The organism is Bartonella sp. B41 (genome assembly GCF_053795765.1).
On the sequence record NZ_CP200037.1, the window covers coordinates 141,003 to 157,487 of the forward strand.

Sequence of the window (16,485 nt, forward strand, 5' to 3'; positions counted from 1 at the left end):
TCAAAAACATCAAGAACACGCGGAGGATTATAAGCCGAAATGTGTCTTTTTTATGTTTTAAATATATTCATTAGCTAGGGGAGCTTATTATGAAAAATTCACATTCTGTTTTAAGAGAAAAATGTTTTCTTCGTTCAGCTAAAGCAATTTCATTGGGAACAACACTAATTGCATTTTTATCAAGCACTTTTCCTGCTTTTGCTACAGATTTTACTCCTGTAAAAGAAGCCAAAATTATTGGAAATCCAGGTGCTTGGCGTCCAGGTATCGCTAATTCCATTGGGGTTGGTAGTATCATTTTAATTGGAAGCAGTAACGATCGTTGTTTCGCAGATAAAGTTTATGGTCGTGGTGCATTGGCTCATAATAAGCCAGATACTAGCTATCCAGGCGCAATGACTGTGGCAGCGCAATATGAAAAATTTCTTCGTGAAAAAAAATCTTTAGATTCTCATAGTTCAATAGAAATAGAAAGAGCAGTTAGTAACAATGATTCTGCACCACCTATGGCTTTTGGTGCTTATTCTTTTGCGATTGGTTGTGGAGCCCATGCAGGAGGAGATAATGCAACGGCATTTGGCATGAATGCGACTACGGGATCTGCAGGAGCGCAAGCTTTTGGTGTTTCTGCACTTGCGAGAGGGAAAGCAAGCATTGCATTTGGTATGGGATCAGAAGCAGAAGGTGAATCTTCAGTTGCTTTAAGCAGCCTTTCGTCAGCACTGGCAGATTATAGTCTTTCTTTAGGTTACCGTTCAAAAGCAACTGCGAAGGATGGTCTTGCTTTAGGTTCCTATTCTGTTGCTGATACGGTTTCTGGTGGCTTTGGGTATGATCCCTTGACGAATGGTGCGATAAAGGACATCACTACTCCTACATGGAAAAGTACATTAGGTGCAGTTAGTGTTGGTGACAATCAGAATGGAAAGACACGTCAGATTAAATCGGTTGCAGCTGGTAGCGATGACACCGATGCAGTGAATGTAGCACAGCTAAAAAAGTTAAGAGAGTATGCGACAAGTGGCTGGAAGGTTACTATTAATGGAGACACTACGAGTCCTGTAGTTTTTGATAAAGACAGTAGTTTGAATTTTTCAGTTTCCAATAAAAACCTTAATATTACTAAGGGTGATGGCAATGCAAACGTAGCTTTTGGTTTGTCTGATGATATTACACTTAAGAGTGTAAAAACAGGAGGAAATAGCTTAACAGAGTCTGGTTTAGATGTTGGGAATGTTCACATAACTTCTACTGGCATCAATTCTGGTGATAAGAAGATAACGGAAGTCTTGAATGGAGATGTTTATGGCTCTTCAAAAGATGCGATTAATGGTTCACAGCTTTACTCGATGAGCAACACACTTGCATCGTATTTTGGAGGTGGAGCCAAATATGATGATGGGAAATGGACAGCTCCAACTTTTAAAGTTAGCACTATTGCTGCCGATGGTACTCATAAAGAAGAGAGCTACAACAATGTTGCTTCTGCGTTTAGCGGGGTTGGAAGTTCTTTCACAAATCTTGACAAGAAAATTTCTGATAAAATTAACAAGCTTTCCGATGATATCAAGAATGTCACCGGAAATGGTATGATTGATCATGATACATCAACAAATGTTATCTCTATTGGTGGTACCACTGGTGGCAGCATCATTAGTGTATCAAATGACAAGGATGAATCACGCGTTGTTTCTGGTGTAAAGGATGGAGCAGTTTCATCTGGTTCCACGGATGCGATTAATGGTTCACAGCTTTACTCGATGAGCAACACACTTGCATCGTATTTTGGAGGTGGAGCCAAATATGATGATGGGAAATGGACAGCTCCAACTTTTAAAGTTAGCACTATTTCTGCTGATGGTACTCATAAAGAAGAGAGCTACAACAATGTTGCTTCTGCGTTTAGCGGGGTTGGAAGTTCTTTCACAAATCTTGATAAGAAGATTTCTGATAAGGCAGATGAGCTTTCTAAGGAAATTAAGAATGTTGCGAGCACAAGCACTATTCATCATGATGCAACGACAGGTTCTATCTCTATTGGTGGTACCACTGGTGGCAGCATCATTAGTGTATCAAATGACAAGGATGAATCACGCGTTGTTTCTGGTGTAAAGGATGGAGCAGTTTCATCTGGTTCCACGGATGCGATTAATGGTTCACAGCTTTACTCGATGAGCAACACACTTGCATCGTATTTTGGAGGTGGAGCCAAATATGATGATGGGAAATGGACAGCTCCAACTTTTAAAGTTAGCACTATTTCTGCTGATGGTACTCATAAAGAAGAGAGCTACAACAATGTTGCTTCTGCGTTTAGCGGGGTTGGAAGTTCTTTCACAAATCTTGACAAGAAAATTTCTGATAAAATTAACAAGCTTTCCGATGATATCAAGAATGTCACCGGAAATGGTATGATTGATCATGATACATCAACAAATGTTATCTCTATTGGTGGTACCACTGGTGGCAGCATCATTAGTGTATCAAATGACAAGGATGAATCACGCGTTGTTTCTGGTGTAAAGGATGGAGCAGTTTCATCTGGTTCCACGGATGCGATTAATGGTTCACAGCTTTACTCGATGAGCAACACACTTGCATCGTATTTTGGAGGTGGAGCCAAATATGATGATGGGAAATGGACAGCTCCAACTTTTAAAGTTAGCACTATTTCTGCTGATGGTACTCATAAAGAAGAGAGCTACAACAATGTTGCTTCTGCGTTTAGCGGGGTTGGAAGTTCTTTCACAAATCTTGATAAGAAGATTTCTGATAAGGCAGATGAGCTTTCTAAGGAAATTAAGAATGTTGCGAGCACAAGCACTATTCATCATGATGCAACGACAGGTTCTATCTCTATTGGTGGTACCACTGGTGGCAGCATCATTAGTGTATCAAATGACAAGGATGAATCACGCGTTGTTTCTGGTGTAAAGGATGGAGCAGTTTCATCTGGTTCCACGGATGCGATTAATGGTTCACAGCTTTACTCGATGAGCAACACACTTGCATCGTATTTTGGAGGTGGAGCCAAATATGATGATGGGAAATGGACAGCTCCAACTTTTAAAGTTAGCACTATTTCTGCTGATGGTACTCATAAAGAAGAGAGCTACAACAATGTTGCTTCTGCGTTTAGCGGGGTTGGAAGTTCTTTCACAAATCTTGACAAGAAAATTTCTGATAAAATTAACAAGCTTTCCGATGATATCAAGAATGTCACCGGAAATGGTATGATTGATCATGATACATCAACAAATGTTATCTCTATTGGTGGTACCACTGGTGGCAGCATCATTAGTGTATCAAATGACAAGGATGAATCACGCGTTGTTTCTGGTGTAAAGGATGGAGCAGTTTCATCTGGTTCCACGGATGCGATTAATGGTTCACAGCTTTACTCGATGAGCAACACACTTGCATCGTATTTTGGAGGTGGAGCCAAATATGATGATGGGAAATGGACAGCTCCAACTTTTAAAGTTAGCACTATTTCTGCTGATGGTACTCATAAAGAAGAGAGCTACAACAATGTTGCTTCTGCGTTTAGCGGGGTTGGAAGTTCTTTCACAAATCTTGATAAGAAGATTTCTGATAAGGCAGATGAGCTTTCTAAGGAAATTAAGAATGTTGCGAGCACAAGCACTATTCATCATGATGCAACGACAGGTTCTATCTCTATTGGTGGTACCACTGGTGGCAGCATCATTAGTGTATCAAATGACAAGGATGAATCACGCGTTGTTTCTGGTGTAAAGGATGGAGCAGTTTCATCTGGTTCCACGGATGCGATTAATGGTTCACAGCTTTACTCGATGAGCAACACACTTGCATCGTATTTTGGAGGTGGAGCCAAATATGATGATGGGAAATGGACAGCTCCAACTTTTAAAGTTAGCACTATTGCTGCCGATGGTACTCATAAAGAAGAGAGCTACAACAATGTTGCTTCTGCGTTTAGCGGGGTTGGAAGTTCTTTCACAAATCTTGACAAGAAAATTTCTGATAAAATTAACAAGCTTTCCGATGATATCAAGAATGTCACCGGAAATGGTATGATTGATCATGATACATCAACAAATGTTATCTCTATTGGTGGTACCACTGGTGGCAGCATCATTAGTGTATCAAATGACAAGGATGAATCACGCGTTGTTTCTGGTGTAAAGGATGGAGCAGTTTCATCTGGTTCCACGGATGCGATTAATGGTTCACAGCTTTACTCGATGAGCAACACACTTGCATCGTATTTTGGAGGTGGAGCCAAATATGATGATGGGAAATGGACAGCTCCAACTTTTAAAGTTAGCACTATTTCTGCTGATGGTACTCATAAAGAAGAGAGCTACAACAATGTTGCTTCTGCGTTTAGCGGGGTTGGAAGTTCTTTCACAAATCTTGATAAGAAGATTTCTGATAAGGCAGATGAGCTTTCTAAGGAAATTAAGAATGTTGCGAGCACAAGCACTATTCATCATGATGCAACGACAGGTTCTATCTCTATTGGTGGTACCACTGGTGGCAGCATCATTAGTGTATCAAATGACAAGGATGAATCACGCGTTGTTTCTGGTGTAAAGGATGGAGCAGTTTCATCTGGTTCCACGGATGCGATTAATGGTTCACAGCTTTACTCGATGAGCAACACACTTGCATCGTATTTTGGAGGTGGAGCCAAATATGATGATGGGAAATGGACAGCTCCAACTTTTAAAGTTAGCACTATTTCTGCTGATGGTACTCATAAAGAAGAGAGCTACAACAATGTTGCTTCTGCGTTTAGCGGGGTTGGAAGTTCTTTCACAAATCTTGACAAGAAAATTTCTGATAAAATTAACAAGCTTTCCGATGATATCAAGAATGTCACCGGAAATGGTATGATTGATCATGATACATCAACAAATGTTATCTCTATTGGTGGTACCACTGGTGGCAGCATCATTAGTGTATCAAATGACAAGGATGAATCACGCGTTGTTTCTGGTGTAAAGGATGGAGCAGTTTCATCTGGTTCCACGGATGCGATTAATGGTTCACAGCTTTACTCGATGAGCAACACACTTGCATCGTATTTTGGAGGTGGAGCCAAATATGATGATGGGAAATGGACAGCTCCAACTTTTAAAGTTAGCACTATTTCTGCTGATGGTACTCATAAAGAAGAGAGCTACAACAATGTTGCTTCTGCGTTTAGCGGGGTTGGAAGTTCTTTCACAAATCTTGATAAGAAGATTTCTGATAAGGCAGATGAGCTTTCTAAGGAAATTAAGAATGTTGCGAGCACAAGCACTATTCATCATGATGCAACGACAGGTTCTATCTCTATTGGTGGTACCACTGGTGGCAGCATCATTAGTGTATCAAATGACAAGGATGAATCACGCGTTGTTTCTGGTGTAAAGGATGGAGCAGTTTCATCTGGTTCCACGGATGCAATTAATGGTTCACAGCTTTACTCGATGAGCAACACACTTGCATCGTATTTTGGAGGTGGAGCCAAATATGATGATGGGAAATGGACAGCTCCAACTTTTAAAGTTAGCACTATTTCTGCTGATGGTACTCATAAAGAAGAGAGCTACAACAATGTTGCTTCTGCGTTTAGCGGGGTTGGAAGTTCTTTCACAAATCTTGATAAGAAGATTTCTGATAAGGCAGATGAGCTTTCTAAGGAAATTAAGAATGTTGCGAGCACAAGCACTATTCATCATGATGCAACGACAGGTTCTATCTCTATTGGTGGTACCACTGGTGGCAGCATCATTAGTGTATCAAATGACAAGGATGAATCACGCGTTGTTTCTGGTGTAAAGGATGGAGCAGTTTCATCTGGTTCCACGGATGCAATTAATGGTTCACAGCTTTACTCGATGAGCAACACACTTGCATCGTATTTTGGAGGTGGAGCCAAATATGATGATGGGAAATGGACAGCTCCAACTTTTAAAGTTAGCACTATTTCTGCTGATGGTACTCATAAAGAAGAGAGCTACAACAATGTTGCTTCTGCGTTTAGCGGGGTTGGAAGTTCTTTCACAAATCTTGATAAGAAGATTTCTGATAAGGCAGATGAGCTTTCTAAGGAAATTAAGAATGTTGCGAGCACAAGCACTATTCATCATGATGCAACGACAGGTTCTATCTCTATTGGTGGTACCACTGGTGGCAGCATCATTAGTGTATCAAATGACAAGGATGAATCACGCGTTGTTTCTGGTGTAAAGGATGGAGCAGTTTCATCTGGTTCCACGGATGCGATTAATGGTTCACAGCTTTACTCGATGAGCAACACACTTGCATCGTATTTTGGAGGTGGAGCCAAATATGATGATGGGAAATGGACAGCTCCAACTTTTAAAGTTAGCACTATTTCTGCTGATGGTACTCATAAAGAAGAGAGCTACAACAATGTTGCTTCTGCGTTTAGCGGGGTTGGAAGTTCTTTCACAAATCTTGACAAGAAAATTTCTGATAAAATTAACAAGCTTTCCGATGATATCAAGAATGTCACCGGAAATGGTATGATTGATCATGATACATCAACAAATGTTATCTCTATTGGTGGTACCACTGGTGGCAGCATCATTAGTGTATCAAATGACAAGGATGAATCACGCGTTGTTTCTGGTGTAAAGGATGGAGCAGTTTCATCTGGTTCCACGGATGCGATTAATGGTTCACAGCTTTACTCGATGAGCAACACACTTGCATCGTATTTTGGAGGTGGAGCCAAATATGATGATGGGAAATGGACAGCTCCAACTTTTAAAGTTAGCACTATTTCTGCTGATGGTACTCATAAAGAAGAGAGCTACAACAATGTTGCTTCTGCGTTTAGCGGGGTTGGAAGTTCTTTCACAAATCTTGATAAGAAGATTTCTGATAAGGCAGATGAGCTTTCTAAGGAAATTAAGAATGTTGCGAGCACAAGCACTATTCATCATGATGCAACGACAGGTTCTATCTCTATTGGTGGTACCACTGGTGGCAGCATCATTAGTGTATCAAATGACAAGGATGAATCACGCGTTGTTTCTGGTGTAAAGGATGGAGCAGTTTCATCTGGTTCCACGGATGCGATTAATGGTTCACAGCTTTACTCGATGAGCAACACACTTGCATCGTATTTTGGAGGTGGAGCCAAATATGATGATGGGAAATGGACAGCTCCAACTTTTAAATTTGAAATTGTTGGTGCCGATGGTACTCATAAAGAAGAGAGCTATCAGAATGTTTTTGCTGCGTTTAATGGTTTTAGCGAAAGCATGTTAAGTCTGAGCGATCGTGTTCAAGTTATTGAAAAAGGAATTGATCCCAATATCTTAGAAAATGCACAGGAACTTATAAATGGAGGACATAAGATTGAAGAAATTGAAAATAAGGTAGATGTTCTCTCTAATACAGTTACTGACATTGGTCATAAGCTTTCTGGTATTGAAACTCAAGTTAACGTTGTTACCGATGGAGTTATTGCTTACGATAGAGGAGAAGATGGAGGAAAAAGCAATACAATCACTTTAGCAGGTGGTAATGAAAGCGAACCTGTATTGATTGACAATCTTGCTGATGGTCGTGTTGAAGAGGGATCGAAAGAGGCTGTTAATGGTGGTCAGTTATATAGCTATACTAAAGAACAGATTGATGTTGTTTTTAAGGATGCGCAGAAATATACTGATGAGAGCATTAACAATGCTGTTAACGATGCCAAAATTTACACAGATATGCAGTTTGAATCGTTAAAATATGGGATTGATGATGTTCGGAAAGAAGCGAGACAAGCTGCGGCTATTGGTTTGGCAGTATCCAATTTACGTTATTATGATGTTCCAGGGTCTTTAAGCTTTTCATTTGGTAGCGGCTTATGGAGTGGTCAGTCAGCTTTTGCTATTGGTGCTGGCTATACATCTGAAGATGGTAATGTTCTTTCTAGTCTGTCTGTCACTAGTGCTGGAGGTCATTGGGGTATAGGAGGGGGAATTACCTTGAGAATAAAGTAACAAAGAAAAATCTAGTGTAAGATTAGTATAAATGTGAAAGATAGAGTATTTTATTAATATTTTTTTGCCCTTGTCTTAATTAGACAGGGGCAAAAGTTTTTATTTATATGAAATCAATTATAATATAAACAAAATAAGTATAGTATTATGATTTTTGTAAAATATTACTATATAAGATACGTATACGAGAAAATATTTCTTATTTTTAGATAATACACTACTCTTGAATAATAGTAATACTATTACTTTCTTCTTGCTATTCTGTTTAACATCTTTTATATCGTGAAAAGACTTAAAAAAGCGGGATGGTCTCCTTCTCAAAAAGCAAGAAATATTTTGGCTATTAAGCCATTAAAGAGAAGAATTGTGAAATATAAACTCTTGCACACAAAAAAAATGTCCATTGTGGCATCGTATAGACACCTCGCTGTGCAATTCAATTTCCATGCTGAAAGAATTCAACTAAAGCAAAAATATATCTTTATTTATATCTTACGTTCATTAGCTAGGGGAGCTTATTATGAAAAAAACACACTTGGTTCTAAAAGAAAATAATTTGAAAGATTATCATTTTTTTCGTTCATCTCAAGCAGTTTTGCTGGACACAACGCTAATTGTATTTTTATCAAGCATTTTTCCTTCTTTTGCTGCAGATCCTGTTCCAACAGAGGTTGCATCTACGTCTTCAGCAGAGATAGAGTCCACATCGACTGCTTTCCCGTCAGCTAGGATTTTTACTGGGCAAGGTGTTGGAGCAATAATTAAGGACAGTAAGGATAAAAGCAGTAAGGTTAAAGCTGCAAAAAAATCAAATTCTTTGATACTCGGAAATGATCCATATGATATCGGAGATTTTTCAGTATCCATTGGTGCTCAGACGTTCGCAGTTCCACTTTTTGCGTCAAATCCGAATACTGGTTCTTTTAGTGTATCGATTGGTGCTAATACCATTACTGCAGGGATTGGAACAATAGGTATTGGAGCTTCATCACAAGTGTTTGGTTCTGATTCTATAGGGATTGGTAAGTTTATAAACGTGGGAACTGCTGCAGGTCCGGGTGGTGAAAATTTACCACTTGGTGTTTCTGGTGTTGTAGCTATAGGTTCTGATTTATCTATTAGAAAATCTTCCAACTTTTCTATAGCTATTGGTAAGAAAGTAACAGTATATGATAGCGCGGAGTCTGCTATCGCCATTGGTTTTGAGACACACACGGATCATGCTGATACTGTAGTTGTAGGTCATGGTGGACAAGCAATAGGCACTGCCTCTATAGCTGTTGGGTTATGGTCAAATGCAGGGGGAGATTCTAGCGTGGCTTTAGGTGACCACGCAATTACAATGGATAATCGATCTATTGCAATGGGTTCTTTTGCATCAGCCCAAAAAGGTAATTCAATCGCGATTGGACAGGGCGCATCATCAGCTAACGTTGGTTCTATTTCCGTTGGTTCTAACGCAAATGCGACGGGTCATGATGCAGTTTCTTTGGGTAATGAATCTAAGTCAACGGCCTATTATACAGTTGCTATCGGTTGGAAGGCGTCTTCATCGCTTGAGAGTGCTGTTGCTATCGGTTTCAAAGCAAAGGCAAGTGCTTTCGATTCAGTTGCTTTGGGAAGTGATTCTGTGGTTAATGATAGTGGTGACGCTGGTTCCTTGGGATATAATCCTATAACAGGTAAATTGACAAGTATGGATAGTCACGATTTTAATGATCATGTATGGATAAGTACAAGGGGTGCGGTCAGTGTAGGGAATGTTGGCAAAGGTTTCACACGCCAAATTAAATCAGTTGCAGCTGGTAGCGAGGACACTGATGCAGTAAATATTGCACAGCTAAAAAAATTAAAAGAGTATGCGACAAGTGGTTGGAAGGCTGTTATTAATGGAGATACTATAAATCCCATAGCTTTTGGTAAAGACAGCGGTTTGAATTTTTCAGTTTTAAATAAAAATTTAAAAATTGCTAAAGGCGACAGCAAATCTAATATAGCCTTTGGTTTATCCGATAATATTATACTTAAGAGTGTAAAAACAGGAGGAAATAGTTTAACGGAGACTGGTTTAAATGTTGGGAGTGTTCACATAACTTCTACTGGTATCGATTCCGGTGATAAGAAGATAATAGGAGTTTTGGATGGAGAGCTTTCTAGTTTTTCAAAAGAAGCGGTTAGCGGTTCACAGCTTTATTCTGTAAGCAACATGCTTGCTTCATATTTTGGAGGAGGTGCCCAATATGATGGTGGCAAATGGACGGCTCCGACTTTTAAAGTTAACACTATTGGTACTGATGGTACTCATAAAGAAGAGAGCTATAATAATGTTGCGGCAGCTTTTGCCGGTATTAGTGCTTCATTTGGAAATATTGATAAGAAGATTTCTAATAAATTTAATGAATTTTCGAGCGAAGTCGGTATTGTTTCTGGTGATAATCTTGTTCAACAAAATGGAGAGACGCGTGTTATCTCCATTGGTGGAACTAAAGGTGGTAGCGTCATCAATGCCACAAACAGCGAAGGTGAAGCGCGTGTTATTTTGGGTGTAAAGAATGGTGTAATTTCATCCTCTTCAAAAGAGGCAGTAAATGGCTCTCAGCTTTATTCTGTAGGCAACATGCTTGCTTCATATTTCGGAGGAGGTGCTCAATATGATAGTGGCAAATGGACAGCTCCAACTTTTAAGCTTGTAACTGTCAGTGCCAGTGGTAATGAAGAAAAGGGCTATAATGATGTTGCTACAGCTTTTACAGGAGTTAGTAGTTCTTTCACAAATATTGATAAGAAGATTAACCAGCTTTCTAAAGAAATTAATAATGTCACTAGTGATGGTATTATCAGTCATGATACATCGACGAATGTTATTTTCATTGGCAGACGTGAAGGTGGCAGCGTCATCAATGTCACAAACAGCGAGGGTGAAGCACGCATTATTTCTGGTATAAAGGGCGGTACGATTTCGTCTAGCTCAAAAGAAGCAATAAATGGCTCTCAGCTTTATTCTGTAAGCAATACGCTTGCTTCATATTTCGGAGGAGGTGCTCAATATGATGGTGGAAAATGGACTTCTCCAACATTTAAACTTACTGCTATTGGAGATGATGGAGTCAATAAAAATGAGAGCTACGCTAATGTTGCGGCAGCTTTTACGGGGGTTGGCAGTTCTTTCACAAATCTTGATAAGAAGATTTCTAATGAAGTTAAGGTGCTCTCTGACAAAATCAACATTGTTTCTGGTGGTAATCTTGTTCAACAGAATAAAGATACACATGTTATTTCTATTGGTGTAACTGAAGGTGGTGGCATAATCGACGTCACGAATAATGCAGGGGAGGTACGCGTTATTTCTGGTGTAAAGAGCGGTACGATTTCGTCTGTCTCGAAAGAAGCAATAAATGGCTCTCAGTTTTACTCGATGAGCAATACACTTGTGTCATATTTTGGTGGTGAAGCTAAATACGATGGTGGAAAATGGACAGCTCCGACCTTTAAACTTACCATCATTGGAGCTGATGGAGCTAATAAAGAGGAGAGTTATGCTAATGTTGCTGCGGCTTTTACAGGTATTGGTACTTCTTTTGCAAACCTCGATAAGAAAATTTCTGATAGAGTTGAAAAGCTTTCTGACGAAATTAATATTTTTACTGGTAGTAATCTTGTTCAGCAAAATAAGGATACACATGCTATTTTAATTGGTGGAAATGAGAGTGGACATACCGTTGACATTACAAATAGTGAACATGAAACACGTATTATTTCTGGTGTAAAGAGTGGTGCAACTTCATCTTCTTCAAAAGAAGCAGTAAATGGCTCTCAGCTTTATTCTACGAACACCACGCTTGTTTCATATTTTGGAGGAGGTGCTCAATATAATGGTGACAAATGGATGGCTCCAACCTTTAAGCTTGTCACTGTTAGTGCCAGTGGTAGCAATGAAGAAAAGAGCTATAATGATGTTGCCGCGGCTTTTACAGGAGTTGGCAGTTCTTTCACAAATCTTGATAAGAAGCTTAATAAGATCTCTGATCAGATCAATGATAATAGTATTGTTGGCTATGATACATCAACAAATGTCATCTCCATTGGCAGCGGTAAAGGTGGCAGTACCATCAGTATCGTAAATAATGAACATGAAACACGTATTATTTCTGGTGTAAAGAATGGTGCAATTTCATCTGAATCGAAAGAAGCGGTGAATGGCTCTCAGCTTTACTCTATGAATACTACGCTTGCTGCGTATTTTGGCGGAGGTGCTTCTTATAATGATGGTGTGTGGACAGTACCAAATTTCCAGATTGCACATATCAATGACGATGGCAGTATTGTTACGGAAAAAAAATATAATAATGTTGCTAGTGCGCTTAGTGATGTTAGCAAAAGTATACTAAATGTAAATAATCGACTTTCTGAGATAAAAAATAATGTTTCTTCAGATAGCGTTTTAGTTTGGGATAATGAGAAGGAAGCCTATGATGCTTCTCGTGAAGGTCAACGGAGTAAGATTACCAATGTGGCAAATGGTACAGTTGCACAAAATTCTACTGATGTAGTAAATGGTGGACAACTTTGGAATACAGACAAAAGTGTTACAGATGTCGAAAAGAGAGTCTCTCATGTTGAGAAGAACGTTGATGATCTTTCCAATACGGTCACTGATATGGATGATGTTCTTGTTGGAATTGAAAAAAAGGTTGATGGCATAACTGATGGAGTTGTTACTTATAATAGAGACCAAAACGGAAAAAAAACCAATAAGATTGCTTTGTCAGGTGGCGATGAAAGTGAGCCTGTATTGATTGATAATCTCGCTGATGGTCACATTGCAAGCAAATCAAAGGAGGCCATTAATGGTGGGCAGTTATATGATTATACAGAAAAAAGGATGAATACAGTTTTTGAAGACGCAAAGCAATACACAGATCAGCGGGTCAGTAACATTACTGTCGATGCTATTGATGAAGCTTTTGAACAATCCAAAAAATATACAGATCTAAAATTTGAAAACTTAAATTATAGTATAGAAGGTTCGCGAAAAGAAGCTAGACAAGCTGCGGCTATTGGTTTGGCTGTAGCCAACTTGCATTATAACGATTCACCTGGAAAATTGAGTATTTCATTTGGCGGTGGTTTATGGCGTAGCCAGACTGCACTTGCATTTGGTGCAGGTTACACATCCGAAAGTGGAAATATCCGTTCTAGTTTATCAGTGACCAGTTCTGGAGGTCATTGGGGAGTTGGTGGAGCATTTAATGTAACATTGAACTAATAATCGTAATCATTACCTTTTACAAAGGATTCCGCTTTTGTCTAACAAGGATAGGAGCGGAATTTTTGTTTACACTTCCAACAGCGCACAATCCTCATGCCCACCTATGATGTATTTAGGGTATGATTTTTTATGAAAATTGCAAAAACCAAATCATCGTACAGTGTATTTGAAAACAATGTTTTGACCGAAGATATACCACACTTTGATAGATATAATACTATGATAGATACAATATTATTATTTTCTTCTTGCCATTTCATATAATATTTTATAGCGTAAAAGAGATAGAGGGACTCAACTAGCCTTTATTAGGGAATTTAGCTATCATGGAAAAGTACAATATCTGACGTTATACAGGAAGAAAAATTCACTACGAAGAAAATAGCCTATGAACTTTGACTTTTTGAGCAACAAAAAACACCCACCATAACATTATATAGGCACCTTCCTATACAATCCAATTTCTCACAAAATACATTAATACTTAAAATACTTTCATATCTTTTTATAGACGTTCCTTTTTTTACTAGAGCGCAAGCGTGTTCTTTTTATGTTTATAAACAAGTTTTTCAGTTTTACTATCTTTATGGAGCTACCTTAAAGAGCACGTTGTGAAAAAGTAAAACGATACAAAACTTAAAGCTATAAACAAAACCAGTAAGCGTAATCTTAAAGCTGAAATGTGTCTTTTTTATGTTTTGAAGATATCCATTAGTTTAGGGGAGCTTATTATGAAAAAATCGTGTTTCATTTTTAAAGAAAATTGTCTTAAAGGGAATCATTTTACTCGTTTAGACAAAACAGTTTCATTGGGTATTATACTAATTGCACTTTTGTTGAGTATTTTTTCCGCTTTTGCTGCAGATCCTGTTCTTACAGAAGAAGATAGAGCCAGTGGAAGCGTGGGGGCTATTGATCCTACAGATCATGCGAATATTTCTAATTCTGTTGGTAAGGGAAGTATTATTTTGACTGGCAGCAGTGGCGATCGTTGTTTTGCAGATAAAGTTTACGATCGTGGCAAATTGTCTAATGAGCCAAGCAGTAGTATAGGTGCGATGACTACAGAAGAGCAATATGAGAAATTTCGTCGCAAAAAAAATTCTTTATATTCTCATTCTAAGGGAGCGATAGAAAAAGATTCTAATTGCTTCGGTTATGATTGTGAAAGTAATGGTTCTTTACCACCTGAAGCTTTTGGCGTCTATTCTTTTGCTGTTGGCTGTGGAGCTTATGCAGAAGGAAGTCATTCAACGGCGTTTGGTATGAGTGCAACTACAAGATCTGCAGGAGCACAAGCCTTTGGTGTTTCTGCACTTGCAAGTGGGAAAGCAAGTGTTGCAGTAGGTATGGGATCGGAAGCAGCAGGTGAATCTTCAGTTGCTTTAAGTAGTCTTTCATCAGCATTTGGCGATTATAGTATTTCTTTAGGTTACCGCTCAAAAGCAACTGCGACGGGAGGTATTGCTCTAGGTGCATATTCTTTGTCCAATACCAATGATGGTGAAAAGGGATATGATCCTATAACAAATACTTTGAGAGAAGATAATGGTCATTTTAGGAGTGAGCAGAGCACTTCGCATATATGGAAAAGTACATTAGGTGCGCTTAGTATAGGTGATGCTGAGAACGGCAGGACGCGCCAAATTAAGTCGGTAGCAGCTGGCAGTGTTGATACAGATGCAGTGAATGTTGCGCAGTTGAAAGCATTAAGAGAATATATGGCAGGCGGCTGGAAGGTTATTATCAGTGGGGATTCTCAGAATCCTATAATTTTTGATAAAGATAGTGGTTTGAATTTTTCAGTTTCAGATACTAATCTCAAAATTACTAAAGGCAACCGCAATGCTAATGTAGCTTTTGGTTTGTCTGATAACATTATACTTAAAGGTGTGAACGCAGGAAAAAATAGTTTAACTGAAGATGGCTTAAAGATTACAGGTGGTAGTAGTATAACCATTGAAGGAATTAATGCTGGTGATAAAAAGATAAAAGGAGTTTTGAATGGAGAAATTATCAGCTTTTCAAAAGAGGCTGTTAATGGTGGACAGCTTTATTCTATAAGCAACTTGTTTGCTAAGATTTTCAATAAAGATGCTGGCTATGAGGATCAAAGCTGGATTTTCCCAAAGTTTTCAGCAATTACAAAATTTAATGATGATGGTACAGCCGTTAAGACGAATTATAGCAATGTTTCTGATGCGTTTGAGGGGATTAATAGCGGTTTACTTGATGTAAAAAATCGTCTTGATTGGATTAAAAATAGTGTTGATAATTTTAGTGAGTTTAGAGAATCTAATTTGCTTTGGGATAGTGAAAAGGGAGCCTATTATGTAGCTCATGAAAATCAGCAGAGTCAGCAGAGAAAGATTGTCAATAAAGCTGATGGTCAGGGTGTGCAGCTTTGGAAGACAGATGAAGATGTTACAGTTGTTGAAAAGAAGATTGATGACCTTTCCGATACAGTTGCTGGAATGGGCAATACGCTTGCTTGTATTGAAAATAAAGTTAACACTATTACCGATGGAGTTGTAACTTATGATGAAAGTCGAGATGGAAAAAAAATTAATAAAATTACTTTAGCAGGTGGTGATGAAAGTGAACCTGTGTTGATTGACAATCTTGCTGACGGTCATATTGAAAGTGGATCAAAAGAGGCTGTTAATGGTGGGCAGATGCATGATTACACCGAGCAGCAAATGCAGCTAATTCTTAGCGATGCAAAACAGTATACAGATAAGCGAGTTAGCAACCTTGTTGTTGATGCCATTGACGATGCAGTTGAACGGTCTAAGTATTATGCAGATTTGAAATTTAAAGATTTAAGTTATGGCATCAAAGATACACTGAAGGAAGCAAGACAATCGGCTGCTATTGGATTGGCTGTCTCTAACTTGCGTTATAATGATGCACCCGGAAAATTAAGCATCGCATTTGGTAGTGGCCTATGGCGCAATCAAACTGCGCTTGCGCTTGGTACTGGTTATACATCTGAAAATGGTAATATTCGTTCTAACTTATCTGTGACTACTTCTGGAGGTTATTGGGGAGTTGGTGCAGGATTAAGCATAACATTGAATTAATAGTCGTAGTAATTGTATCTTGTAGGATTTTTGCCCTTGTCTAATAAGACAAGGGCGAAATCTTTATTGATATTAATATGAAATTAACCATAATATAAAGTTATCCAATATAGGATCATAATTTTTGTAAAAAATC

Annotated in this window: 3 protein-coding genes; all 3 read left to right on the plus strand. The window is 38.7% G+C overall.

The genetic code is table 11. The features are described from left to right. Window positions 1-89: 89 nt before the first annotated feature. Window positions 90-7,997 carry a YadA-like family protein gene (locus V4P54_RS00570; protein WP_455477227.1) on the plus strand — a complete coding sequence of 2,636 codons (7,908 nt, stop codon included), beginning with the start codon at window positions 90-92 and terminating at the stop codon, window positions 7,995-7,997. A gap of 520 nt (window positions 7,998-8,517) precedes the next feature. Then, complete coding sequence (locus tag V4P54_RS00575) at window positions 8,518-13,263, plus strand: Vomp family autotransporter (protein WP_455477228.1); 4,746 nt, start codon at window positions 8,518-8,520, stop codon at window positions 13,261-13,263. 734 nt (window positions 13,264-13,997) lie between these two features. Then, window positions 13,998-16,349 carry a YadA-like family protein gene (locus V4P54_RS00580; RefSeq protein ID WP_455477229.1) on the plus strand — a complete coding sequence of 784 codons (2,352 nt, stop codon included), beginning with the start codon at window positions 13,998-14,000 and terminating at the stop codon, window positions 16,347-16,349. The last annotated feature ends 136 nt before the right edge of the window (window positions 16,350-16,485 follow it).